General features: G+C 44.6%; 23 protein-coding genes. 5 read left to right on the plus strand and 18 right to left on the minus strand.

Annotation, left to right across the window (positions count from 1 at the left end):
- From lnt to rsmI, 4 genes are all read right to left on the minus strand, one after another.
- Nucleotides 1-1629 carry an apolipoprotein N-acyltransferase gene (lnt, locus tag ACFFGT_RS30710; protein ID WP_377026342.1) on the minus strand — a complete coding sequence of 543 codons (1629 nt, stop codon included), beginning with the start codon at nt 1627-1629 and terminating at the stop codon, nt 1-3.
- Nucleotides 1630-1663: 34 nt separating this feature from the next.
- Nucleotides 1664-1954 (minus strand): type II toxin-antitoxin system RelE/ParE family toxin, encoded by a 291-nt coding sequence (locus ACFFGT_RS30715; protein ID WP_377026343.1) that lies wholly within the window; start codon nt 1952-1954, stop codon nt 1664-1666.
- Entirely contained in the window at nt 1948-2163 is a 216-nt protein-coding gene (locus ACFFGT_RS30720; protein WP_377026344.1) for a hypothetical protein, read from the minus strand. Before ACFFGT_RS30720 ends, ACFFGT_RS30715 begins: the two co-directional genes overlap by 7 nt.
- A gap of 90 nt (nt 2164-2253) precedes the next feature.
- Nucleotides 2254-2985: a 16S rRNA (cytidine(1402)-2'-O)-methyltransferase gene (rsmI, locus tag ACFFGT_RS30725; protein ID WP_377026345.1), complete on the minus strand. Its 732-nt coding sequence runs from the start codon at nt 2983-2985 to the stop codon at nt 2254-2256.
- Between the two features lie 117 nt (nt 2986-3102).
- Here rsmI and serS point away from each other — a divergent pair, with 117 nt between their 5' ends.
- Entirely contained in the window at nt 3103-4374 is a 1272-nt protein-coding gene (gene serS / locus ACFFGT_RS30730; RefSeq protein WP_377026346.1) for a serine--tRNA ligase, read from the plus strand.
- Between the two features lie 161 nt (nt 4375-4535).
- On the opposite strand, the gene ACFFGT_RS30735 is transcribed toward serS, so the two are convergent.
- The 4 genes from ACFFGT_RS30735 to ACFFGT_RS30750 form a co-directional block, all read right to left on the minus strand.
- Entirely contained in the window at nt 4536-5477 is a 942-nt protein-coding gene (locus ACFFGT_RS30735) for a nitrilase family protein (RefSeq protein ID WP_377026347.1), read from the minus strand.
- A 77-nt stretch (nt 5478-5554) separates the two neighbouring features.
- Nucleotides 5555-6364 carry a DUF6597 domain-containing transcriptional factor gene (locus ACFFGT_RS30740; RefSeq protein ID WP_377026348.1) on the minus strand — a complete coding sequence of 270 codons (810 nt, stop codon included), beginning with the start codon at nt 6362-6364 and terminating at the stop codon, nt 5555-5557.
- A gap of 103 nt (nt 6365-6467) precedes the next feature.
- Nucleotides 6468-7295: an N-acetylmuramoyl-L-alanine amidase gene (locus tag ACFFGT_RS30745; RefSeq protein WP_377026349.1), complete on the minus strand. Its 828-nt coding sequence runs from the start codon at nt 7293-7295 to the stop codon at nt 6468-6470.
- 200 nt (nt 7296-7495) lie between these two features.
- Entirely contained in the window at nt 7496-7651 is a 156-nt protein-coding gene (locus ACFFGT_RS30750) for a lmo0937 family membrane protein (RefSeq protein WP_377026350.1), read from the minus strand.
- A 157-nt stretch (nt 7652-7808) separates the two neighbouring features.
- On the opposite strand from ACFFGT_RS30750, the gene ACFFGT_RS30755 reads away from it, so the two are divergent.
- Nucleotides 7809-8984: a hypothetical protein gene (locus ACFFGT_RS30755; RefSeq protein WP_377026351.1), complete on the plus strand. Its 1176-nt coding sequence runs from the start codon at nt 7809-7811 to the stop codon at nt 8982-8984.
- Nucleotides 8985-8998: 14 nt separating this feature from the next.
- Here ACFFGT_RS30755 and ACFFGT_RS30760 read toward each other — a convergent pair whose 3' ends face one another.
- From ACFFGT_RS30760 to ku, 3 genes are all read right to left on the minus strand, one after another.
- Nucleotides 8999-10381, minus strand: coding sequence for a hypothetical protein (locus tag ACFFGT_RS30760; RefSeq protein WP_377026352.1), 1383 nt, complete (start codon nt 10379-10381; stop codon nt 8999-9001).
- Nucleotides 10382-10531: 150 nt separating this feature from the next.
- The gene (locus tag ACFFGT_RS30765; RefSeq protein WP_377026353.1) at nt 10532-11077 is read right to left on the minus strand and encodes a YciE/YciF ferroxidase family protein; all 546 of its coding nucleotides are present in this window, start codon (nt 11075-11077) and stop codon (nt 10532-10534) included.
- A 207-nt stretch (nt 11078-11284) separates the two neighbouring features.
- Nucleotides 11285-12055, minus strand: a complete 771-nt coding sequence (ku, locus tag ACFFGT_RS30770; RefSeq protein ID WP_377026354.1) for a non-homologous end joining protein Ku — start codon at nt 12053-12055, stop codon at nt 11285-11287.
- A 328-nt stretch (nt 12056-12383) separates the two neighbouring features.
- Between ku and ACFFGT_RS30775 the strand changes: the two genes are divergently transcribed.
- Nucleotides 12384-13079: an SIMPL domain-containing protein gene (locus ACFFGT_RS30775; protein ID WP_377026355.1), complete on the plus strand. Its 696-nt coding sequence runs from the start codon at nt 12384-12386 to the stop codon at nt 13077-13079.
- Nucleotides 13080-13199: 120 nt separating this feature from the next.
- Nucleotides 13200-14051, plus strand: coding sequence for a KPN_02809 family neutral zinc metallopeptidase (ypfJ, locus tag ACFFGT_RS30780; protein ID WP_377026457.1), 852 nt, complete (start codon nt 13200-13202; stop codon nt 14049-14051).
- A gap of 608 nt (nt 14052-14659) precedes the next feature.
- Here ypfJ and ACFFGT_RS30785 read toward each other — a convergent pair.
- The 6 genes from ACFFGT_RS30785 to ACFFGT_RS30810 all read right to left on the minus strand — a co-directional run bounded on the left by ACFFGT_RS30785 (nt 14660) and on the right by ACFFGT_RS30810 (nt 20605).
- Complete coding sequence (locus ACFFGT_RS30785) at nt 14660-16414, minus strand: carboxypeptidase-like regulatory domain-containing protein (RefSeq protein WP_377026356.1); 1755 nt, start codon at nt 16412-16414, stop codon at nt 14660-14662.
- A gap of 183 nt (nt 16415-16597) precedes the next feature.
- Nucleotides 16598-17590 (minus strand): FecR domain-containing protein, encoded by a 993-nt coding sequence (locus ACFFGT_RS30790; protein ID WP_377026357.1) that lies wholly within the window; start codon nt 17588-17590, stop codon nt 16598-16600.
- Nucleotides 17587-18225 carry an RNA polymerase sigma-70 factor gene (locus ACFFGT_RS30795; protein WP_377026358.1) on the minus strand — a complete coding sequence of 213 codons (639 nt, stop codon included), beginning with the start codon at nt 18223-18225 and terminating at the stop codon, nt 17587-17589. The genes ACFFGT_RS30790 and ACFFGT_RS30795 overlap by 4 nt, the downstream gene beginning before the upstream one ends.
- A 23-nt stretch (nt 18226-18248) precedes the next feature.
- Entirely contained in the window at nt 18249-18932 is a 684-nt protein-coding gene (locus ACFFGT_RS30800; protein ID WP_377026359.1) for a DUF6134 family protein, read from the minus strand.
- A 188-nt stretch (nt 18933-19120) separates the two neighbouring features.
- Nucleotides 19121-19513 (minus strand): (deoxy)nucleoside triphosphate pyrophosphohydrolase, encoded by a 393-nt coding sequence (locus ACFFGT_RS30805; protein ID WP_377026360.1) that lies wholly within the window; start codon nt 19511-19513, stop codon nt 19121-19123.
- 237 nt (nt 19514-19750) lie between these two features.
- Entirely contained in the window at nt 19751-20605 is an 855-nt protein-coding gene (locus ACFFGT_RS30810) for a helix-turn-helix domain-containing protein (RefSeq protein WP_377026361.1), read from the minus strand.
- Nucleotides 20606-20695: 90 nt separating this feature from the next.
- Here ACFFGT_RS30810 and ACFFGT_RS30815 point away from each other — a divergent pair, with 90 nt between their 5' ends.
- Nucleotides 20696-21637: an NADP-dependent oxidoreductase gene (locus ACFFGT_RS30815; protein WP_377026362.1), complete on the plus strand. Its 942-nt coding sequence runs from the start codon at nt 20696-20698 to the stop codon at nt 21635-21637.
- Nucleotides 21638-22453: 816 nt separating this feature from the next.
- Here the strand turns inward: ACFFGT_RS30815 and ACFFGT_RS30820 are convergent.
- On the minus strand, nt 22454-23986 hold the full coding sequence (locus ACFFGT_RS30820; protein ID WP_377026363.1) for a Do family serine endopeptidase: 1533 nt from the start codon (nt 23984-23986) through the stop codon (nt 22454-22456).
- Nucleotides 23987-23997: the final 11 nt, after the last annotated feature.

Consider the following 23997-nt stretch of genomic DNA (forward strand, 5'->3'; position numbering starts at 1 on the left):
TTAAGCCGTTAGCGTTTGCTTCTTCCTTAATCTCATTCCCAGCAAAAACAACATTCCTACCCCAGCCAGCACACTGCCGGTTTGCGGGAGATAATCGCCGTGCTTAACGTAAAATGTCAATTCGCTGTTTAGGTTGATATCCTGTTTAATGGCGGTTTTAACCCACCATTCGGTATGCTTAACCACATCGCCGCGTTGATTGATAAACCCGGAAATCCCTGTATTTGCCGATTGGCAAACCCACCTGCGGGTTTCAATGGCACGCAGCTTTGCATAATCAAAGTGCTGGTCTTTACCTGATGTGTTTTCCCACCAGCCATCGTTTGTAATAATGGCAATGAACTGCGCCCCCTTTTTTACGGAACGGGCAATATATCCACCCCATATCGATTCATAACAAATAACAGGATCGACCCCGATACCACTTTGCGAATAGAGCACTTTGGCATCCTTTTCGGGTGCATAAGCTCCGGTTGCCCCGCCTAAATGTTCAAATACGGGCTTTAGAAATGACAGGGCTTTACCAAAAGGCATTGATTCGGCCCCTGGCACCAGGCGTGATTTATGGTAAGTTTGAACCCGGTCGCCGTTTTCTATATTAAGTGCTGTGCTGTAAAAATCAGCGTACTGGTCGCCGCCAAATGGTGATGGGCTTGCTGTTGGTGTAGCCCGGTTGTTGAAAAGCCTGTATGTTTCGGCGCCCGTAACCAGGTTGCCATTGGGGTACTTCCGCAAAAAGAACTGGGCTTGCTTAAAAAAGTTGTTTCGGGTTATCTGCTCTTCATCAATATATGCAGGAATAGCCGTTTCCGGCCAGATGAAAAATTCGGTATTAGGCTGCGCCACCTGCCTCGAAAGGTGGATCAGGATATCGATCTGCAAAGCAGGGGGGATAGTGCCCTCTTTTTCGTAGGGATCGATATTTGGCTGGGCAACAACAATGTTTGACGGGTTTACTTCTTCAACATAATTGCTATAAACCGATAACGAATAACCAATAGGGGCTGCTATGGCAATTACAAACGCTATGATCAGCACCATTTTTTGGCTTTTGGTTTGAGCCTCACGTAAACCGGTATATATTAAAAAGGCCAGGATATTTACCACCCAAATCCAGATGGTGCCGCCATAAACACCGGTATATTCATACCATTGTATCCATTGATGTGTTACAGCAAAGCCGTTACCAAGTGTCATCCAGGGAAAATTAAGGTCCCAGCTTTGGTGCAGGTATTCATATCCTATCCAAAAACAAACTAATCCAATAAGAGCTGTCCAGCGCGGGGCAACGAGCCTTAAACGGTAATACAACCAGCATGCCGCAGCCATAAGCAAGGGGCCAAGCGAATAGGGGATAAGTGTAATAGGAACAGCCACCAGTTCGCCCACTATTTTAAGTGCGTTGTAAACCCAGTAAACAGACAATGTGTTCCAGATAAAAAAGCCTATGAAGGTTATATTAAATACGCGCCTGCCTTTTTTAGGCTTATCATCTTTAATGATATTTTCAATAGCCAGCAGCATGGGCGCAAAGCCTATAAATAACAAAAATGTGGTATAAGGGGTAGGCGGCCAGGCGATCCATAAAAGTAAGCCCGATAGTATGGCTAATGGTAGGTTTTTTTTCATGTAGGGTGACAACGTATATTAAACCGTTATGGTATTAAAAATTTAAAGGAGACCGGCTCGTGTGCCTAAGTCTAACAATGCGGATCGCATCTGGGGTAATTCTGTATGAAACGCGATAGTGATGTTTTTCAAAGGCGCGCCACGTTCCATCATTGTTTTTTTTAAATTTATCCAAAGGGTATTTTTCGGGATGCTTGGGTAGTTCCATAGTAACGTCGATAATTTCGTCTCTCACTATTTCAGCATTTTGCATGGAATCAAGCAGAATATAAAGATAGGCCTTTTTCAATTCAGCCATAGCTTTTTTGCTCCAAATGGTTACCATTTACGAGCTTGAATCTTTAAATCTTCGGCGGTTATAAAGTTTCCACGATCAATTTCTGCATCCCCGGTTTCGAGGTCTTGATTATACTCTTCTATTGTTTGAGGCTTTTCGGTTGCCTGGAAATCAATTTTCATAAGCTTTAAAGTGTGCAATAACCACTCTTTTTTGCTTTGGTCTTTAATTTTATCAAAATCAATGATCAATTCCATAAGCTATGTTTTTAACCGTATTAACAAATATACTAAATATGCTTTTGGGCTACAGCGTTTTCAAGCCTTTTTCCCTTGGGAACTCAATAATTACTCCTCTTCCTCCTCATCTCGCTCATACTTTCCCTTAGCAGGTTTAGCTGTTGCCCCGGCAACACACATCACAAATTCGCCTTTCAGGGGATGCGTTTCAAAATACTGTTTTACTTCAACTACAGTGCCGCGCACGGTTTCTTCAAATATTTTGGTAAGCTCGCGCGATACTGAGATCTGCCTGTCGGCACCAAAATAGGTTGCCATTTCATCCAGCGTTTTTAACAAACGGTGCGGCGACTCATATAGTATGATAGTGCGCTCTTCTTCGGCCAAAAACTTATACCGGGTTTGGCGGCCTTTTTTCAAGGGTAAAAACCCCTCGAAACAAAACTTATCGGTTGGGAAGCCCGAGTTAACCAGGGCAGGCACAAAAGCGGTAGCGCCGGGCAGGCACTCAACAGCGATATTAAACTTTAAAGCTTCGCGAACGAGAAAAAAGCCCGGATCTGAAATGGCCGGTGTACCGGCATCAGAAATGAGCGCGATGTTTTTCCCTTGCAGCAAAAACTTAATGATTTCATTGCTCGATTGATGTTCGTTATGCTGATGATGCGAAAATACTTTTTGATGGATGTCAAAGTGCTTCAGCAGCGGTGCCGATGTACGCGTATCCTCGGCCAGGATCAAGTCGGCCTCTTTGAGTACTCGGATAGCCCTGAAGGTCATATCCTCAAGGTTGCCTATCGGCGTGGGCACTAAGTATAGTTTTCCTGTAGGGTTGTTCATGGTTCATAGATCATAGTTCATGGATATTGGTTTGATGGTTTTAAATTTCATAAATCAGCTATGAACTATGGACCATAAACTATGAACTAATTATATCTTTGCCTAAAAAATAAAATAATGCTGCAAGTTAGTTATATCCGTGATAACCGGGAACAGGTTTTGGATCGTTTGGCTGTAAAAAATTTTAAACAGCTCCAACTGGTTGATGAAATAATTGAACTGGACGACAAGCGCCGCTCCACTCAAACCAGTATGGATAACGTTTCGGCCGAGGCCAATGCAGCTGCAAAACAAATTGGCGACCTGATGCGCGCAGGTAAAAAAGAAGAAGCCGAAGGCCTTAAAGGCAAAACCGGTGCCTGGAAAGAAGAGATCAAGAAATTGGGCGAACAGCTTACCACAACCGAAGAGGAACTATATCAGAAACTGGTATTGCTGCCCAACCTGCCACACAGTTCTGTACCTAAAGGGCTAACGCCCGAGGATAACGAAGTGGTGTTAGAGAACGGCACAAAGCCCGAGTTGCCTGCTGATGCTTTACCGCACTGGGAACTGGCCGCTAAATATAACCTGATTGATTTTGAATTGGGCGTTAAAATAACCGGTGCGGGTTTCCCGGTATATAAAAACAAAGGCGCCAAACTGCAACGGGCATTGATCAATTATTTTATTGACGAAGCCGAAAAAGCAGGTTACAGCGAAGTAAGCGTACCGCTGATGGTGAACGAAGCATCTGGTTTCGGTACATCACAGCTGCCCGATAAGGAAGGGCAGATGTACCATGTTGGTGTAGATAACCTTTACCTGATCCCTACCGCCGAGGTGCCTATCACTAATATGTACCGCGAGGTAATATTGAAGGAAGATCAGCTGCCTGTTCGTAATTGCGGCCATACGCCATGTTTCCGCCGTGAGGCAGGTTCATATGGTGCGCATGTACGCGGCCTTAACCGCCTGCACCAGTTTGATAAGGTGGAGATAGTGACTATTGCCCACCCCGATAAGTCATACGAAATATTGGAGATGATGAGCGGCCACGTACAAGGCTTGCTACAAAGCTTAGGCTTGCCATACCGTGTATTGCGCCTTTGCGGAGGTGATATGGGCTTTGGCTCTGCCTTAACCTACGATATGGAAACCTGGAGCGCAGCACAACAACGCTGGCTGGAAGTTTCATCAGTATCAAACTTTGAAACATTCCAGAGCAACAGGCTTAAACTGCGTTTCCGCAATGCTGATGGTAAAACTCAATTAGCGCATACCTTAAATGGAAGCGCGTTGGCTTTGCCGCGCATTGTAGCCACACTGCTGGAAAACAACCAAACCGAAAAGGGTATTAAAGTACCTGAGGTACTGGTGCCTTATACAAAGTTTGAGTGGATTGATTAATTAGCTCATTCTGTCCCGGCTTCTTTTACACGCGTCATTGCGAGGCACGAAGCAATCCCAAACTATACAGAGCTACTTCTATAGCTGCTCTGCTTCTTGGGGATTGCTTCGTGCCTCGCAATGACGGTTTGTATTTTACACTTGTTTGTAAGTAATCCACATTAAAGCCAAACCACTTTTTGAATACTTTCATGTTCACTGCCGATGATATCCCGGTATAAATCAGGTTTCCTTGCTTTGATATATCGGTAGCCTCCTGCACTCGTTAATTTATCGGGAGTTAGTTCGGCAAATACAATTTCATTGTCTAATGATCTGCATTCGACCATGATATCTCCGTATGGGTCAATGATCATGGAGCAGCCATTTTTCAGCTGATCGTCATCCATGCCTATCGGGTTGGAGAATATGGCATAAACCGCGTTATCGTAGGCTCGGGCAGGTAGCCACTTCATCAGCCATTGCCGTCCCTTGAGGCTGTCGAACTCCTGCCGTAGTATTTCATGATTGGCCTCCTTGTGCTTCCATAACTCCGGGTCGACAAAGCCTGCTCCCGGCCGGGTTGACGGGGTACACATGGTAACATGGGGCATAAAAATAACCTGCGCGCCAAGCAAAGTAGTTGCCCTTACATTTTCAATTACATTATTGTCGTAACAAATAAGTATGCCGCATTTCCACCCATACAAATCAAACACTGTATATGCTGTACCGGGCAAAAGGTGCGGATTAATAAAAGGGTGTAATTTGCGGTGTTTGGCAATCAGCCCGGTTTTATCAACACAAACATAGGCTTTGAACAGGTTGTCGTCCTTGTCCTTTTCAAACAGGCCTGCCAGTATAGCTATGTCATAACGCCGGGCATATTCGGTTAATTTGATTATGCTTGGCCCGGCGGGGATTTCTTCGGCAAGCTCAAGCATTTGTGCTTTGTTAAGTTTTCGGGCAAATGTATAGCCGGTTATGGAACATTCATGAAATGCTATTGCTTTGGCCCCGTCGGCTGCGGCAGTGGCCGCCATTTGTTCAATAACTGATAAATTATAAGCTTTATCGCCGCTTTTATTTTCGAATTGTGCTGTCGCGATTTTTAAGTTTTCCATATGCTGATCGTAATTGCGTTATTTCAAAATTATGATCCGTTGGTCGGAAAGTATTGTAGAAAACCGACAATTACTGTTTAAACAATCGGCATGAAGTTTATGGCCAGCAGCCTATGATTGGCTTTGTATTGTAAAGGGGTAACACCAGTATGCTTGCGGAAATAATTGTTGAGATGGGCCTGGTCATAATATCCGCAGGCATAACTGAGCATTGCTATATCCTTAGTTGAAGGGATCTTTTGAAGTTGCTTGAGGTAGTTTTGAAACTTGACCGAATCAATAAACTTCTTTGGGGAGATGCCTACCTGCTCACTGAACTTACGCTCCAGTTGCCGCTCGGTAACAGGTAATATGTTAAGAAGCTGTTGTACTTTAATAAGGCCTTTGTGTTTGTAAATGGAGTTTACAGCGTCGCCAACAAATCCGTCGCTGTTAGTCATAGCTGATGTCTTTTTTAACAAGAACTGGCCTGCAACAGCTATAGCTGCAGAAGGGTTTGCAGCCCGGGCAATCTGCTCTTCCAGGTCGCAGGCCTCTTGTCCAAACAGGTCTTTTAGTTGTATAATGCTATTGGTGAGTTCATGTGCCACTATGCCCAGCAAGGGCAATAAGGCATTGGGCTGTAAAACGATCACCAGCATATACAGCTTGCCTGTTGAAATGATATCATTATAATGAGTTATCTGACCGTAAACAAAACTCCGTGGCTGTATAGTGGCTACGGTATGATTAGGGTCATGTTGTAACAGGGGCTCTTTTAAATGAAAAACTATACCGGGGTTGCCGTCAGAAAATAAACGGTAATTTATGGAAGCAGCCTTATCATGCGCTATAATTAAATAGTGCTTAACAATAGACGAAAGCAAAGGATTGGGCGCTATTTGCATTACAATTTAAAAGCCTGATAAAGATAGCGATAGTTACACTTATAAAATACTATAGTCACTTATAATCAAACCGGATTCCCTCCCCCTTCAGGGGGCCGGGGGGCTAATACTTCCTGTACACATTATAAAGAATATTCAAATCCAGCTGCGTCATTACCGGCGTTTCATCTGTTTGCACAAAGTGGCGCTTAAAGGCCACGATTGCTACAGGCAGGTTACTGATATCGTAGCCAATGAGCTTAAGGGCGGTGGCATAATCAAAATTATCGGGCGGCAGCTCAAGCAACTCTTCCCGCCAAAAGCCGAAGCCTTTTTGGGCTAACAATTTCCATGGAAACAACGGGCCCGGATCGGGCTTGCGCAAAGGCGCTATATCCTGGTGCCCGATAAAATTGGCCTGCGGAATATTGTAGGTTTTTTTTAACTGGGCCAGCAAAGCCAAAAGGCTTTTTACCTGTACATCATTAAATGGTTCGTGCCCGTTATTATCAATTTCAATACCGATAGAACAGCTATTCATATCGCTGATACTGCCCCATTTGCTAATGCCTGCATGCCAGGCGCGCAGATAATCATTGAGCATATGGTACACCTTACCGTCTTTACCCACCACATAATGCGCGCTTACCTGTGGTTTTACCAGGGTAAACGTAGTAAGGGTTTGCTTAACCGAATCCTGCGCGGTATAGTGGATGATGACGTAGTTTGGTTTGCGAAGGTTAAAATTCACAGTGCCCACCCACTCTGAAGGAATAGCCCCGCCCGCGCTGTCAACCAGCATGACCGGCTGCTCACGGCTGATCACTTCAACCAGTGAATCGGTTTGGGTGTGGTACACTTTATTGGTGGTTGCATAAGGCAATTTGGGAGAACAGCCGCTTATTGCGGCTGCTGAAACGATTAATAGTAAAACGTATATGTTTTTCTGCATGATCAAAACCTTGATGCGCTTGATTTAAGGATTTATCCTGATGATATAAAACAAGTATACAAAAAACCTTGATTTGCCTGATTAAAAGATTATCTGACTGCATTATCTATCATGTAATCCTAAAATCAAGTCCATCAAGGTTCAAAAAATAGGCTATCCTTTTGGAAATAGCCTATTGCAGATTTATATTTTCAGCAGTGTTATATTGCTGTCGAGCGTCTTATTACACCTAACAAAAGCGCAATAATAGCTATTACCAATAAAATGTGGATCAGACCGCCTACTGACATGAAAAATACACCGATTGCCCATCCTATGATCAGGATGACTGCAATTATATACAGGAGTGAGTTCATAATAATTTGTTTTAATTAATGAATTTCATAGATATTAATATAATAGCCGCAAGGCCCGAAAAGTTTTAAGTTTTGTGTTTTTTAAGGTCGATGATATTCATTTACAGGTATGTTTTGTAAAAGATTATTTGCTATGTATCTTTAGGTGCCTTACCTCATGAAAACGATGAAATATATCTTCCTGTTCATATCTATGCTGTCGGTTCAATTTGCCACAGGTCAGTCGAAGTTGCCTGTGATCAAAGCAACATCAAAAAAAGTGGCTATAAATGATGGCGGTTTTCTGGATAGAAATGCATGGTCGCTTTCGCCAAAAGCGCGACCGGATGTGTACACAGCCGACAGGACCCGGGCGACAAAATGTGTTACTTTTTATACTGATATCGATTCGATAAGGGTAAAGGTTAAACCCGGTACACGATACGATTTTATTATCCTGCTTAATGGTAAAGACTCCTGCTATACGCAAATAGCAAGTGCTATACCACCGGAGGATAAATTAAAAAACAATATCGTTACCAATGATACAATTCCGTTTACGCTTAGTGTTCACAATGCCATTCATGTAAAAGCCATTATTAATGACGTTGATACCCTGAATCTGCATTTTGACCTTAGCTCTTTTGATTTTCACTTTACAAGGGATGCTATCCTGAAAAAAACAAAGCTGCTGCCAAACAAGGCTGATGTTTTGGCAGGTAAAGCAAAGCCTGACTATAATAACATTGGTAAAGCGCTCAAACTGCAAATAGGGGGCATGATTTGGCGCAACCAGGAAATTTTGCCCACAAATATCACCGCCGATGATATGGATGGTCGCTTTGGCTGGAACCTTTTTGAAGGTAAACAGGTGGAAATTAACTACGATAAAAATGTGCTCGTTATTCACTCTAAACTGCGGGGAACATTGAAAGGCTATGTGAAATCGAAAATTGGGTTTACGCATTCCTTTGCTTACATAAGCGGGAGCTTTGAGATAGACAGTAAAAGCTACACCGGTAATTTTTTAATGGATACGGGCTCCGAGCAGGCTGCTATTTTGGATAGTGGTTGGGTAGCCCGCCAAAACTTCTCCGATAATTTAAAAGTTATCAAATCATCTACCATCAGCGATCCGCGCGGGGTAAAATATGAGATGAAAATTGTGGAAGCACCACTTTTCAGGGTTAACGGTTTTACACGGACAAATGTGCCAGCCATTATATTGAGCGGAAGGAACCCGATGGGCTTTGAAATAAATTACCTTGGGAATGGCTTGCTAAAACACTTTAACATGATCCTTGATTTTAAGAACGATTACCTGTACCTAAAGCCCAATAAATCATCTACCTAAAATGCCGCTGTATTTTAATTACCTGCCGGTATGGCCCAGGCCCTCGTATCCAGATCGGGGTTGATCTCGAAATTATCGTACTGGATAGTTAGCTTTTGTGAGCCCGATGTAGATACCTCATGAAAGGGGATGACAAGCCCCTGCACCGGCCGCCAATCGGATAGTAATGAGAATGATATTTTACCTGCTATTTTATAACCGTAAGCAGTTAACCGGTTTTGATCATCAACAGCAAAAATATAGTTGTTGCCATCAAGTGTGCATTCAATAGTATACATGCCGGTATTCTTCATTTTTTGGGTGTTAACTACCTGCATCTTATCCAACACTTGTTTACGGAGGCCGAGCATACCGGTATAAAGAACACTCTGCGCTTCGGTTACTTTATCTTTTGGTAATAAGGTTTTATTGCCATTGGCCCACAGCCAGCCGTTGCTGCCTTCTGTTTGTTGTACAGAACTGAGCCTGCCATTTTTCCATAGTTCGATGCGCACTTTGTTGTTAACAGCGTCAATAAGTTCAACAACTTTTATATCCATGGCTGTTGCAGTAACCTTTGCTGTTTTAACGACATCCAGCTTGCTGCCTCCTTGTGTATTGTTTGCCCTTAAAAGTAGCGACATGCCATCGGTTGGATTTGCCTCAGGCTGTTGTTTAATGGCGGGTTGGTTACTTAATTCTGTTTTTGTGGTTTTACCTTCATCCTTATCGTCACTTGAAAAGTATACCCGGCCATCTACCGCTGCCATGCGTGTTTTGCCGGCGAGGTCACAAAAAAAGCTGTGTGTTTCTATTTTTCCATCGCTATAGTTGAGCGTAAGCACACCATCATTTATTTTGTAGGTACCATTGCCGCTATTGCTCCTGGTGCTGCCCCCGCCAACGTTCTCGCCGGCTATTAATACGGCAGAGTTGCGGGAGTTACTGAAATGGCCTTTGTTGTCAAAATTTAACCCGCGGTGGCTTGAAGAGCCTACATAGGTTAACCCTGATGAACCGCCACCCGAACCCATGGCGCTGGTAAATTCAAAATAACCCGGCGGAATGCTGCTGCCCTGGAGCTTAAATAACTGAAAGCCGTATCCGTGCAGTGTTGTAGCATTTTTTATAGTATATGATGTGTTGCCTTTGGCATAATTTAAGGTAACGGTATTGCCGTTTATGTTGTATTTACCGGTAACTTTTGTGCTCCAGTCGGGCTGCCCCATCTGGTCGTTAAAAGTACCATCTGTCCTGAATAATATTACAACATCCTTCCGGTTCATGCCCCCGCCAATCAGCGGACTAACAGAAAATTGGCATCCGGCATACACGCCGCTGAGCTTACTGGTTTGGGCCTGAAGGCTATCAAAAAATAGAAATAACGCTATGATTAAGAGTAGCTTGAATTGTTTCATGGGGTCGGTTTATATTTAATTTAAACCAATCCTTGCCAATTGTTGTTTGGGGAAATATTTTAATTAATATGCTATTAACACGTACAGTCCTTATATAAAAAACGGCCGCAAGGAAAATTCCCCGCGACCGCCCTTAAAAACTAATAAACTTTAAGCTTTTTCTGCTTTGGAAGCCTGGTTGATCCCTGCTTCTGCAATTTGAGTTAACAGACTGTCGCATGTTTTTTCTTCATGCAGGGTTGAGTCAAGCAGTTCGGCGGCATGGTCATAGCCCAATACGCTGGCCAAAGTACGGAGTGTGCCGTACGAAGCGATTTCGTAGTGCTCAATTTTTTGCGCGGCCGAAATAATGCCAGCATCACGGGTGATGCTACCTTTTTCAGTTTCAGATACAATTTCTTCGCCCTCTTTGATTAGGCCGGCCATCGCCTCGCATTTTACAGCTACGGCTTTTTGGCCGATAGAAGCGAATGCATCTTCTAAGCGAATGATCTGGCGCTCGGTTTCGGCCAGGTGGTTTTCGATTGCCGAACGTAATTCGTCGGATGTTGCCGCTTTAGCCATTTTAGGCAAGGCTTTTGAAAGGTGTTTTTCGGCCCAGTAAATGTCTTTTAATTCGTCGATAAATAATTCGTTCAGGGCCGACTCCTGTACATTATTAGTTTGCTCGGGTGATTTTACTTTTGTAGTTGCCATGGTAGATGTTTTAATGTTTTTGTGAGATGGTAACTACAAACACAGCGCCAAAGTCTATCGTTTTAAAAAATAAATTAATTAATAGGATAATTTGTTGGTGTTCCGCTATGGGATTCTTATCGCGATAAGAAGCAGTAGTCTAACCGGTTACAACTATAAGTTCTAAAAAGAACACACCATGACTCTTTTTAAGGAATTACGACTTAATCAAGCCCCTTTCTTTGTTTTCAAACTGGCCATCAGTTGATCATACAGATCGTCACTGCCGGTTTTACGCGGTTTAAGCTTTTTGACTTTGGCGTGTTTCCCTTTAGATTTTGCTTCGATGATTTTGAGCAGCTCATCGTTATACTCATCCTTAAATTTAGATACGTCAAAATCTTCGGCATACTGGTTTATCAGGGTTAGGCCCATGTCCAGCTCCTTTTTACTTACGTCGATTTTATCGGGCAGGTTAAGATCTTCCGTATCGCGGATCTCCTGCGCAAAGCGGATGCGGGTTACCACAAGTACATTTTTAAGCGGATGAACTATGCACAGGCATTCTGTACTGCGTAATACAAAACGCGCCAACCCCGCTTTTTTTGATTGTGTGAGCGCCTGGATAAGCAGGGCATAGGCTTTATTGTTTTTGGTATCGGGCTCGGTATAGTACGATGTTTCGTAAAACATGGGGTTTACGTCTGCAATGTCAACAAAGCTCTCTATCTCTATCACTTTGCTTTTTTCGGGAGCAGCATCTTCAAAATCCTGCTCATCCATAATCACATAATCCTCATCAAGCTTATAGCCTTTTACAATTTTATCATAAGGTACTTCCTTATGTGTATTTTCATTAACCCGCTGATAACGGATGCGTGCATGGTCGCGGCTATCCAGCATATCAAAATCAAGCGAGCTGGTTTGCACCGCCGAAAACAATTTAACGGGGATGCTCACCAGCCCAAAACCTATCGAACCTTTCCATATCGATCTCATAATCAAATAAATTAATGTGCTTTGGTATAACTGTTAAAAGGGGTAAAGGGTTTGGGGGAAATGAAGAGATATAAAATTGGTGTGTGCGATTCCTTCCCTGGGGAAGGTGTAGGAAGGGGTTTTTACAATGTTTTTATTGATGCATGGCGAAGAAACCCCTCCCTGCAACCGCGCATCCCGGCACGCCCCTCCCAAGGGAGGGAATTAGCTGCATCTCTCCCTTTTTTATTTACAAGCATACCAGTAGCTTAGTAAATAATTGTAGCCTTGCTGTTACATATTAAACTAAATGCACGTTACCTTAGTCATACTATCAAATAACATACACATGAAAAAGCTATTTATCCTTGCCGCACTATTAGCAACTACCATTGGCGCTTTTGCCCAAAACGTTGACCTTAGGCGTAAAATTGAAGTTACCGGCATTGCCGAGCAGGAGGTTACTCCTGATATTATAAACGTGACCATATCACTACAGGAATACATGGACGGCAAAAAGCACATCGCCATCAATGATCTGGAAGACCAGCTGGAAAAAGCCGTTAAAGATGCCGGTATCCCGTCGTCAGATTTTACAGTGAACAATGTATCGGCCTGGAACAACACTTATCAAAAGAAAAAAGCACCGGACTTTTTGGCCAGCAAACAATACGGTCTGCGTGTGCGTGACCTGAATAAGTTTAACCAGATCATGTCGAAAATTGATCCTAAAGGCATCCAGTCGACCAATATTGAAAGTTACGACTATTCAAAAATGGCCGATTTGAAACGCGACCTTAAAATTAAAGCTCTGCTTGCAGCGCGTGATAAAGCGACTTACCTGTTAGCTGCCCTTGGCGAAAAATTGGGCGGAGCCATTAACATCACCGAAAGTGATAACAGTAGTTTTCCGCAGCCACGTGTTTACGCAAATACCATGATGTTCAAAGCTTCGGCCGATAGCAATGTAGGCGATTCAAATATTGATTTTAAAACTATCAAATTAAGCTTCCAGATCCAGGCGGTGTTTGAGATTGTGAAATAACCGCCCCCTAACCCCCTAAAGGGGGAATAAAAAAATGTAAAGCCTCTGTCAAAACAAACAGGGGCTTTTTTCATTATCATGTATAAAAACTCCCCCTTTAGGGGGCCGGGGGGCGACAATATGCAATGGTTTGGCAGACGCGAAAGCGATAACGTTGATGATGAACGCGGCGGCGGTGGCGGCAGATTAGCCATAGGCGGCGGTGTGCTTGGCCTGATAGCGGCCGCTATTTATTTTTTTACCGGAGTTGATCCTTCTGCCGTACTTAACCAGGTGGCGACCAATCAGCCTGCCCGGCAGGAGCAAACTACTAATAATGGCCCCGAAGACGCAGGCAAGCATTTTGTACGCGTAGTGTTGGCTGATACGGAGGATATCTGGACAAAGCTTTTCAACGATATGGGGCGGACTTATGAAAAGCCAAGGTTGAGTTTATTTAGGGATTATGTTCAATCGGCTTGTGGCAATGCCAGTTCAGCAAGCGGGCCATTTTATTGCCCAGGTAATTCAAAGGTATATATTGATCTTTCTTTTTACGACGAATTGAAGAACCGTTTCGGTGCTCCAGGTGATTTTGCACAGGCCTATGTAATAGCACATGAAGTTGGCCACCATGTGCAAAACCTTTTAGGCATCTCACAAAAGATGGATCAGGCGCGGTCCCGGCTTAGTGAAAGTGCATACAATAAACTCTCAGTAAAGTTGGAGCTTCAGGCCGATTTTTATGCCGGTGTATGGGCGCACTACGAACAAAGTATGAAAAAAGTACTCGACAAGGGCGATATAGAAGAAGCCCTGAACGCCGCCAACGCCATAGGCGACGATCGCCTGCAAAAGCAAGCCCAGGGACATGTTGAACCGGACAGCTTTACTCACGGTACCAGCGCGCAGCGGATGTACTGGTTTAAAAAAGGTTATGAAACCGGGGATATTAATCAGGGTGATACTTTTGGGAATGGGGATTTAGATTAATTAGTTCATTGGTGGGAGGAGGTGTTAGAATGTTGATTTTGGGTTACGAAAAGCCTTTGTAGAATATAACAATCATCGTCCGCTCTTGGCCGCGGAGGCCAGTTACTTTACCTTAGATGCAAAGTAACCAAACATCAAGACAAAAAAATGCTTCCCCCCACAGGCCATACTCCCAGGCCCGCTTTTTTGTCGGGCCGACGCGCTTTTGTTTTGGGAATTATAAGATGATCTAATTTCATTAAATCCTCCCATTCTTTGTCTTCTCAATTTTATCTTGTTTCTTGACTCTAACCGTCTGGTTTCTTTTTTTTGTCAGCAGGTAAGCTTCGGGCGAAAGCGGGCAGAACAATGGTGGCCTTGCGCGAAGGAAGGGGCATAGCAAGTTTTTGCAGACGGGCGGGAAAGTGTGAGCGAAGCAGGGCAAAATAATTGCAGCCCGTGGTTCTGCCCGCTTTGCAGGGCAAAGGCCCGTGCGGCAAAGACGCCTTCCTGCTGACTTGACTTTTTGGTTACTTTTGTGTCAAGACAAAAGTAAAGTCCTTCGCCCGGCCAAGAGGGCGACGATGTGACTCAATTACCACTAAAGCCTTTTAAAAACCAAAAACGCGTTAAAACAAGTTAACCCCAAAACTCCATCCAACCCAACCACTCCAGTTCCTGTTATTGTGAATAAACGAATGGTGCAGGTCCCGCACATAAGCATAACCATCAATAGGATTACGCTGATCTGAATAAAGGAAATTTAAAGATGGCCCTGCAAAAATGGAAAACTTACGACTTACTTTATAGGTAAAATCCAGGTTGAACTTGTTGAGCTGATTGGTTTTTAACCATGTGCCCTGGTACAGGTAGCTTGAACCGATTTCAGTATTAATGGCCAAATGCTTACCCAAATCAAACTCCCGCCCGAAGCCTAAGCCAAAAGAATATAGTTTACTGTTACCATCCACCCGCATGCCGCCCTGCCAAATGGTGTACAGGTTGCTGTTGCCATTTTTGAAGGCGAGGTTGATATGCTGTGTTTCGTTGCTGGAGATAGCAAGCTTATGATAACCGCTGTTAATGATGTTTAGCAGCCCGATGCTGAAACCGGACGAGGTATCAGCAATGTTTACCAATGCCAGCTGCACCCCGGTAAGATGTTTGGCATAATTAAACAAACCAGCCACTTGCAGACCTCCGAATTTTTGCTGCGCGATGTTCCCGATCCCGCCCAGTTGCAGTGCGTCGGAGTTTTTACCGGCGATATTGCCTACGGCGCCTAACTGGATCCCCCGCACTGATCCGCGGGTATGGTTATATAAAGCTGATAATTGCAAGCCATTCATGTTTTGCTTTACGCTGTTATGCAGCAGCGCCAGTTGAATGCCCCTCACATTGCCCAGTACATTGTTGTACAAACCGCCAAGTTGAATACCGTTTACCGAGCCACCTACTACGTTAAAGATGCCGGCTATTTGCACAGCGCCTACGTCGCCTTTATCTAAATTGAAGATAATGCCCATTTCAAAACCATCCACCCCGGCATTATAGCCGCCCACGGCGTTGAGGGAAACCACGTTTACAACCTGTCCGCTGAAATTGCCGTGGGTGCTCACGCCCGGTATCGCCGAGGCCTGGAAGGGGGCCTGCGCTATCAAGCCGCCAAGATTGGCAGCCTGGATCTGTTGTTTGGTGGAGAGGAATAACTTACCGAGCGAAGTATTTTCAACGCCCGAATAATCGTCGCTAAGTATATAACCCAGCAGGCTCTTTTTTTTCTTTAGCGTAGTATCGGTGCTCCTTACAGTTACATCGGCCAAAAATGTAACTGTGGTATCCTTGTAAAACTCCCGGCTGATGGTGAGGGTGATCGGCTGGCCTTCATTACGCAGGCTGAGATCAAAATGGCCTTCCTTATCGGTCAATACCGATTGCAGTTGCTCATGCGAGTATACGCTGGCATTGGGCAGCTTATGACCGGTTTGCTCGTCGGTAACCGTACCGCTGATGTTGTAGCTATCGCCTTCGGTAGCGGCCTTGTCGGTAACTATGGTAAGTTGTAGCGGCGCGTATCTCAGGATAATATAATTCTTCGATTCGCGATATTCAAAGCGGTAGCTGAGCATATGGTCAAGCACCTCTTTTATCGTCCAGTTATCGGCATTGATGGTAACCAGGCTGTCGGTTTTTACAATGTTGCTGTTGTACGAAAAGTAGAAGTTCCCTTTTTGTTCGATGGTTTTAAGCACCGTGCCTAAACGCATTTCGGTTACATGTACTGATATGCTTTTGGAAAGGATAGAATCGGCACGGGCGGTTAATGCTGTGAGAAGCAGCAGGGAAATGGTATAGTTTAGGTAACGATGTAGTTTATACAACATAAATATCTAACGTGTACATTAAATTATGTCATTGCGAAGCGCGGCAATCTCGTAGCCGACAATTTATCAGCCCGTCATTGCGAGGCACGAAGCAATCCCCGATTAGCAGATCAACCGTGCAAATCCGCCCTGTACAGTTCGTGATTGCTTCGTGCCTCGCAATGACGGGTTTTTTCAATAACCCTACTTCAACACAATCCCCTTTTTCCCCCGCTCCACCTTGATCTTAAATGTTTCGGAGATCACCAGTAATACCTGATCTAACGACTGATCTTTAAACACCGTAGTAATAGGCAGGTTAGCAATGGCCTTATTACCGATAACAATGTGCGCTCCGTACACCTCGTTAAGAGAGCTTACCAGCTCATATAACGGGGTTTCATCGCAAACCAGCTCATGGGTTGCATAATAATTATATAAACGCCCTTTGATGCTCTCCTTGGCAAGCAGGCCATCCTTTTTAGTTACCAGCACCTTCTCGCCGGGATTAAGGTTTATGTTTTTGGTTTTCTCGCTTACGTTAACAATTCCCGTTTCCACAATTACCTGCGTTTTACCATCACGGCTCTTTATATTGAATGACGTGCCAATCACCCTAACCGTTACACCGTTTACCTTAATTATAAAAGGTTTTGTTTTATCGGGAGTAACTTTAAAGAAAGCTTCGCCAAGCATAGTTACCGGGCGGATTTTGCCTGTAAACCTTTCGGGGTAAATAAGCGTACTGTGACTGTTCAGCGTAACTACCGAGCCATCGGGCAGGGTTTGCGCGCGGGTTTGGGTCTCGCTATCTATTTTAACAAAAGCAATAGCCTTATTATCGTAGTAGTGACTTATGGTTAGCCAGGCCACTGTACAAACCAGCAGCAGCGATGCCGCTATGCCAACCCACCAGCTTGTTTTCATTTTGCGGACCTGTGCCGGTTGGGCTATCGATGGAGTCGTATTATTCAGTCTTTTTTGCAAACGGAGATAGGCCGCATCCTCATCCACATTTTTGGTAGAAGCTATATGCTGGCTCTCGTCCCAGATCAGTTTAAAATTATCATACTCCTGCCTGTTAGCTGGCGATGCGGCAATCCAGTTCTGTATAGCTTCCGCCTCGGCGGGCGTAGCTTCGCCAACGAGGTATTTCACCAGCAAATCATCATCTATGGGCATACCGGTATAGCTCATACAAACCAATTAATTAATAACAATAAAATTATGGGTAAAAACTCGGCCAGTTTCTGGCGCATTACCCGCAGCGCTTTGCCCATTTGGTTTTCGATGGTTTTGATCGAAAGACCCATATGATCGGCAATTTGCTGGTATTTAAGCTGTTCAAACCTGCTCAGCTGAAAAATGATGCGGCATTGCTCGGGCAGTTCGCTCAGGGCTTTTTCAATATGCTTTTGCAGTTCGGCTGTGAGCAGTTTTTTGGAGGCCAGTTCACTGCTGCTGTTCTGCTCCATTTCATCGGCATAATAAACGCCGAAATTGGCGCGTACTTTCTGGTGCTTTAAATAATTCAGGCTTTCGTTATGTACGGAGCGGTACAGGTAGGCCTTGATACTACCGTCGGTTTTAAGCTGATCGCGTTTTTCCCAAATGCGGCAAAATACGTTTTGTACTACCTCTTCGGCCATTTCATCATCCTTTAAAAAAGTGTAAGCATAAGCATGCAGACTTTTAAAGTGATCTTTAAAAAGCCGCTCAAAAGCCTTCTGGCTTCCCTGTTTAATTAAACCAATGGCCGTGCTATCGCTATATTCCACTTTTAGGGGGTAGATGTTAGCGCTAAAGATAGCTTGTTTAGCCGTTAAATTCATAGAGCCCAAATGTTAAAAATAAATCAGGCCAGCTGGATCTGGATAGTGTACAGCGAATGGTGAATATCAACCTTGCTGCACACGCCGTTGGTATAGCTGTAGAAATTGTAATTACCATCGGGCAGATCGATACGGTACACATGCGGGCTCACCTGTTTAACCTGCAAAAACTGCTGAAAGTTATCGGAGTACACCTGTGCGTGGTCGTTAGGTTCGTGGCAGTACAGCAGCATGAGGTTGGCAGCAATTTGCTTTTGATCAACTGTTTTGCCGCATTTGCCCTCGGCAATGGTTTGGTAGCCTGAGGCAACGGCTTTTGTTTGGCGGTTGCACTTTTCGGAGCCATTAACGTTACGGCACACCAGCGAGTTCATAAGCTTACCATTGTTAAAAGTGCTCTCTTCCTGGATATCAACTTTGACACTGAAAATGAAGCGCATTTTAACTTCCGAGATCATTTTGAGATACAGTTCATCTCCCTGGCGTTTTTGGTACAGGTTCATATGGCCCACCACCTTGCCGCTGTGCAGCACATTGTATTTAACCGTTTGCTCCTGCGCCACGGCACCGGAAGCAAGGCATAACAAAGCCACCATCACAGCCGCCCATTTCAGCGGACCGAATATTTTTAATACCGGGAAGGTTTTGTTGCGGAAGTAGGGAAGGATATATTTTTTAAATAACCAGATTATTAAAGCGGGTATCATGGGTAATTATTTTAAAGTGATTGAATAAAGCTTTTAACGCGTTTACTTTATTACAACACTCTAAACTTTTACCCCTATGTCTTTGCATTATTTTGTTTGACTAATTAAATACTATTAAATCTATCTTTTTTATATGGATTACAAGTGTAGTTAAAAAAACTAATAGTTACAGTGGGTTTTGGTGTAAATCAATCGTATTTAAAATTTAAATAATATTTAACAATCGGCACATCCGCCTCCGCCCAATCCAAAGCTAACAATTCATCTTTAGATAGCCATTTGAAATCAAGATGCTCTTTAAGCGTAATCTCACCTAAAATAAGCCGACAAACAAAGGGTATCAATTGTATAGTAACGCTCGGGTATTGATGCGTGTTGGCAGGCAGGGCAGCTACAATTTCAACTTCTACATTAAGCTCTTCCTTAATCTCACGGATGAGGCAGGCTTCGGCGGTTTCGCCGGGTTCAATTTTACCACCGGGGAACTCCCATTTTAACGGCAGACTCATCGCTGCGCTTCGCTGGGCAGCAAAAACAAGTCCGTCGGCGTCAACAATAATAGCGCATGTTACTTTGATCACGTTTCTAAGATAATAAATTAGCCTCACCCTAAATCCATCTCCGGAAGAGAGGGACTTTAAAAATCTTATTACAAACAGCCCCATCCTCTTTTGGCGCAAGTCTTGAGTGCAGGATTGTGTGGGGCTGACTTGTGACGCAGTAAGCCCAAGTTACCCCGCGCTCTTTACCCTCCCGTAAAACTTGAGCTAAGATATAGTGTTCAAGGCATCAACATCATTCCCTAATAAACCAATGAACTATTGAACCAATGAACCAACTCTCACCATTCTCCTAAACTCCTTCGGACTGCTTACCCTTTGTTTTTTAAAAAATTTATTGAAATGGCTTTCGTCGGTAAAGCCAAATTCGGCGGCAATTTCGTTGAGGCGCTTGTCGCTGAATTGCAGGCGGTGCTCAATCAGTTTGGTTTTGTAGTTAGTAATGTATTGCTGCAGGGTTTCGGCGGCATGGCGTTTAAAATACTTGCCTAAATAAGCTTCAGAAATGCCGAATTTCTTGCTGATACTTTCGGCCTTCAATTTTTCGGGATAGTAGATATTGTTTTGGATGTATTGCAAAATATCCATGGCGCGCTCTTCGGTACCCATGTTCACCTGCTCGGGCAGGTAACGGGCAATATTACGGGCCACTACAATGATGAGCGTGTTCACCAGTTGTTGTACCAGTTCCTTATTGTACAGGTCTTTGTTTTCGTACTCGCGGATGATGGCTTCAACCATAGGGGCTACCAGGCGTTTGTCGGGTTGGTTTTTGAGGATACAGCCAGGCTGGTGGTTGGCGTTATGCAGAATGTATTCCAGTCGTTGAATATTTTCGTGATGAAGTCCGCCGTTTTTGAGGTAGATATCATTAAAGCGCAAAAAGAAAAACTCGGTTGTAGTTTCGATATTGAAAGCATGACAATCATCGGGCGTGATCAAAAACATGTGACCGGGTTTGTAAGCGAAACTGTTTTTGTTGATGCACTGCTGCCCCGTGCCCGAAATGATGTAAACCAATTCGAAAAAGTTATGTTTATGTTCAAACTTGGGGCATTCGTCCAATGTTTTATAAACAATGCTGAAGGGTTCGTACAGGTTTTCCTTTACCATGAGGCTAAAATACCAAATTATAGCCGATTTGTACCAATTGTTTTGTTTGTAGTGGTATAACTTTGGCTTTGTTAAAAAACACAAAAAGAAATGAAAGCAATAATTTTAAAAGATACCGGAGGAGTTGAGAACCTTGTGCCTGCCGAAATACCTGTACCAACGATAGCTGCCGATGAAGTGTTGGTAAAGCTAAAAGCCATCAGCATAAACCCTGTAGATGTTAAAACCCGCTTGGGAAAAGGTGTATGGGGGCGCATTAAGGATGAGTCGCCGGTTATTTTGGGCTGGGATATTTCGGGAGAGATAACCGAGGTTGGCGCTGATGTTACCAGCTTTAAACCCGGTGATGAGGTTTTCGCCATGATAGATTTCCCGAAAACAGGTAAAGCCTATGCCGAATATGTTAAGGCCAAAGCCGATGAGCTTGCATTGAAACCGGCGGGTATCAGTCATGAAGAAGCTGCTGCTGCCACACTTGCCGCCCTTACTTCATGGCAGGCTTTCCACACGTACGCACAAATTAAACCCGGCGACCACGTATTGATCCACGCTGCCTCCGGCGGTGTTGGTCATTATGCCGTACAGATTGCCAAACATTTAGGGGCATACGTTGTAGGAACATCTTCTGCTGCTAACCGTGATTTTGTGCTGGGCCTCGGTGCCGATGAGCATATCGACTATAAAGCACAAGCCTTTGAAACTGCCACCAACAATATCGACTTTGTACTTGATACCATCGGCGGTGAATACATCGACCGCTCGCTGCAGGTTGTGAAAAAAGGAGGGACTATTGTAAGTATCGTATCGGGCATGAACGAGGCCGTTACGCCTAAAGCTACTGCGCTGGGTATTAACGGCCATAACATCCTTGTAAAACCAAGCGCCGAAAACATGACAACCATTGCGGGTCTGCTGCAAAAAGGGATCATTAAATCGCATGTACCCAAAGTGTTTCCGTTTGAGCAAATGGCCGATGCGCATTTGCAACTGGAAAGTGGGAGGACTGTTGGTAAAGTGGTGTTGACGTTTTAAAAGCGTTATCAAAACCATGTCATTGCGAGGAGCAGCACAGGCCATTGCAATGGGGCGACGTGGCAATCTCGTCGCCTTGCAATCCGAAAAGCAGATCCGCCGCTCTGTATTGTTGAGCTATCGCTTAATAATATTTAGTTGTATTTAACCAACATCGGCCCGCTCAATTGCCTCGGGAGGGCTGTTACTTTTGTCTTGACACAAAAGTAACCAAAAAGTCAAGTCAGCAGATAGGCTTCTTTGCCGCACAGGTCTTGCCCTGCAAAGCGGGCAGAACCACGGGCTGCAATTATTTTGCCCTGCCTTCACAGGCTCCCGCTTCTGCAAAAACTTGCTATGCCCCTGCAACCGCACATGGCCACCATTGTTCTGCCCGCTTTCGCCCAAAGCTTACCTGCTGACGGGGGAGGGGAAGAGAGAGGCGTTCTCAAACCCATGTCATTGCTGTACGAAGCAATCGCACGGAAGCATTGCCGCCCTGTATAGTATGCGATTGCCACGTCGCGTCCTAACACATTCCCTGCTGCTCCTCGCAATGACGTGATTTTTATTGGTAATCCCCAAAACAAAAGTGCGCTGGCCCGACAAAAAAGCGGGCCTGGGAGTATGGCTGCGGGGGGAAGCATTTTTTTGTCTTGATGTTTGGTTACTTTGCATCTAAGGTAAAGTAACTGGCCCTCCCGCGGCCAAGAGCGGGACGATGTAAGTTAATTACTACAAAAGCAAGTTTAAAATCCCAAGATACAATCCCCATAAAAAACAAAACCCCAGCCATAACAGCCGGGGTTTCATATGCAAAATCACTTTAAAAAATGCTTATTGAGCCGGGAACGCGCTGCTGAAGTGCGAACCATCGGGGTAGATACCGGCTATGATAATATTGCCCTGTATTGGTTTTACAATTGCCTTGTCAATATCATCGATACTGGCAATCGGCAGCTTGTTAATGCTGGTGATCACTACGCCTTCAGGAATTTCGGCAGCATCAAATAAACCGCCTTCGCGTACCTGGGTTACCAGTACACCGCCGTTAACATGCAGTTTTGCTTTTTCGGCAGGGGTTAAAGCGTGGAAGCTTGCGCCCAGTTTGTTAAACAGTTCTTCTGCCGATTTAGATGCCGCAATACGGTTTGCCGGTGCTATAGCATCGCCTTTAAGCGTTACCGCGAAATCTTTATCCTTGCCATCGCGCAGTACGGTAACGTTGATCTTATCGCCAGGCTGTAAACGGCCTACACGTTCCTGCAGGTCAGATGATTCGTAAACCGGCTGACCTTCAACCTTAACAATGATATCGCCTTTACGCAAACCTGCCTGCTCGGCGCCGCCACCCGGTACAAGGTCGTTAACGTATAAACCATTGGTGGTTGTTACGTCGAGTTTTTGGGCTACATCGGGGTTAAGCTCGGTGAACGTAACACCTACAAAACCACGTTTTACAGTACCGAATTTCTTGATATCGTTCAGTACTTTTTTAGCCAGGTTAACCGGGATGGCAAAGCCATAGCCTTCGTACGAGCCGGTGTGTGAAGCAATAGCGGCATTAATGCCTATCAGCTCGCCACGGGTGTTAACCAAAGCGCCGCCGCTGTTACCGGGGTTAATAGCCGCATCGGTTTGGATGAACGACTCGATAGCTTTGTTAAGCTTAGGGGCCGACTGGTTACGTGTGCGGCCAAACGGATTTTCGTCTGAGTTATCTTCGCTGCCAATGATGCCGATGTTACGGCCCTTGGCGCTGATGATACCCGCGGTAACGGTTGATGTTAAGTTAAAAGGGTTACCTACAGCTAAAACCCATTCACCAACTTTGGCTTCATCGCTGTTGCCTAATTTTACAATAGGCAGGTTGGTAGCGCTAACTTTAATCAGGGCCAGGTCTGTACTTGGGTCGGTGCCGATAACTTTAGCACTGAAAGTACGGTGATCATTAGTGGCAACGGTAATTTTATCGGCCTTTTCAACTACGTGGTTGTTGGTTACAATGTAGCCATCGGGCGAAATGATAACCCCCGAACCAGATGCCATCTGCGGACCTTGTGGACGTGCCCGCTGACCGAACATATCGCCAAACATTTGCTCCAGCTGATCCTGACCACCACCGCTGGCTTTACTGCTATAGGTAGTGCGGATGTAAACTACCGCCGGGGTAGCTACAGCTGCTGCCTGGGTAAAATCCAGATCGCCGGTTGATGAAACCGGGGCTGTGGGATTACTTGTAAAATATACTTTTTGCTTGTCCTCAAAGCTCATGTTGTCTGAGTACTTGTTTTCGATAACCTTGTACACGCCTAAGGCCATCGCACCCCCAACAAAAGCGGTTAATAGTGTTAAACCTATCTTTTTCATTTATTATTTGC

It is taken from the genome of Mucilaginibacter angelicae, from assembly GCF_042434235.1.
In the GTDB taxonomy this organism is placed as follows: domain Bacteria; phylum Bacteroidota; class Bacteroidia; order Sphingobacteriales; family Sphingobacteriaceae; genus Mucilaginibacter; species Mucilaginibacter angelicae.

Bases quoted from the DNA above. Each gene is read 5' to 3' on its own strand.
- lnt (WP_377026342.1), bottom strand. From the start codon at position 1,629: ATGAAAAAAAACCTACCATTAGCCATACTATCGGGCTTACTTTTATGG.
- ACFFGT_RS30715 (WP_377026343.1), bottom strand. From the start codon at position 1,954: ATGGTAACCATTTGGAGCAAAAAAGCTATGGCTGAATTGAAAAAGGCC.
- ACFFGT_RS30720 (WP_377026344.1), bottom strand. From the start codon at position 2,163: ATGGAATTGATCATTGATTTTGATAAAATTAAAGACCAAAGCAAAAAA.
- rsmI (WP_377026345.1), bottom strand. From the start codon at position 2,985: ATGAACAACCCTACAGGAAAACTATACTTAGTGCCCACGCCGATAGGC.
- serS (WP_377026346.1), top strand. From the start codon at position 3,103: ATGCTGCAAGTTAGTTATATCCGTGATAACCGGGAACAGGTTTTGGAT.
- ACFFGT_RS30735 (WP_377026347.1), bottom strand. From the start codon at position 5,477: ATGGAAAACTTAAAAATCGCGACAGCACAATTCGAAAATAAAAGCGGC.
- ACFFGT_RS30740 (WP_377026348.1), bottom strand. From the start codon at position 6,364: ATGCAAATAGCGCCCAATCCTTTGCTTTCGTCTATTGTTAAGCACTAT.
- ACFFGT_RS30745 (WP_377026349.1), bottom strand. From the start codon at position 7,295: ATGCAGAAAAACATATACGTTTTACTATTAATCGTTTCAGCAGCCGCA.
- ACFFGT_RS30750 (WP_377026350.1), bottom strand. From the start codon at position 7,651: ATGAACTCACTCCTGTATATAATTGCAGTCATCCTGATCATAGGATGG.
- ACFFGT_RS30755 (WP_377026351.1), top strand. From the start codon at position 7,809: ATGAAAACGATGAAATATATCTTCCTGTTCATATCTATGCTGTCGGTT.
- ACFFGT_RS30760 (WP_377026352.1), bottom strand. From the start codon at position 10,381: ATGAAACAATTCAAGCTACTCTTAATCATAGCGTTATTTCTATTTTTT.
- ACFFGT_RS30765 (WP_377026353.1), bottom strand. From the start codon at position 11,077: ATGGCAACTACAAAAGTAAAATCACCCGAGCAAACTAATAATGTACAG.
- ku (WP_377026354.1), bottom strand. From the start codon at position 12,055: ATGAGATCGATATGGAAAGGTTCGATAGGTTTTGGGCTGGTGAGCATC.
- ACFFGT_RS30775 (WP_377026355.1), top strand. From the start codon at position 12,384: ATGAAAAAGCTATTTATCCTTGCCGCACTATTAGCAACTACCATTGGC.
- ypfJ (WP_377026457.1), top strand. From the start codon at position 13,200: ATGCAATGGTTTGGCAGACGCGAAAGCGATAACGTTGATGATGAACGC.
- ACFFGT_RS30785 (WP_377026356.1), bottom strand. From the start codon at position 16,414: ATGTTGTATAAACTACATCGTTACCTAAACTATACCATTTCCCTGCTG.
- ACFFGT_RS30790 (WP_377026357.1), bottom strand. From the start codon at position 17,590: ATGAGCTATACCGGTATGCCCATAGATGATGATTTGCTGGTGAAATAC.
- ACFFGT_RS30795 (WP_377026358.1), bottom strand. From the start codon at position 18,225: ATGAATTTAACGGCTAAACAAGCTATCTTTAGCGCTAACATCTACCCC.
- ACFFGT_RS30800 (WP_377026359.1), bottom strand. From the start codon at position 18,932: ATGATACCCGCTTTAATAATCTGGTTATTTAAAAAATATATCCTTCCC.
- ACFFGT_RS30810 (WP_377026361.1), bottom strand. From the start codon at position 20,605: ATGGTAAAGGAAAACCTGTACGAACCCTTCAGCATTGTTTATAAAACA.
- ACFFGT_RS30815 (WP_377026362.1), top strand. From the start codon at position 20,696: ATGAAAGCAATAATTTTAAAAGATACCGGAGGAGTTGAGAACCTTGTG.
- ACFFGT_RS30820 (WP_377026363.1), bottom strand. From the start codon at position 23,986: ATGAAAAAGATAGGTTTAACACTATTAACCGCTTTTGTTGGGGGTGCG.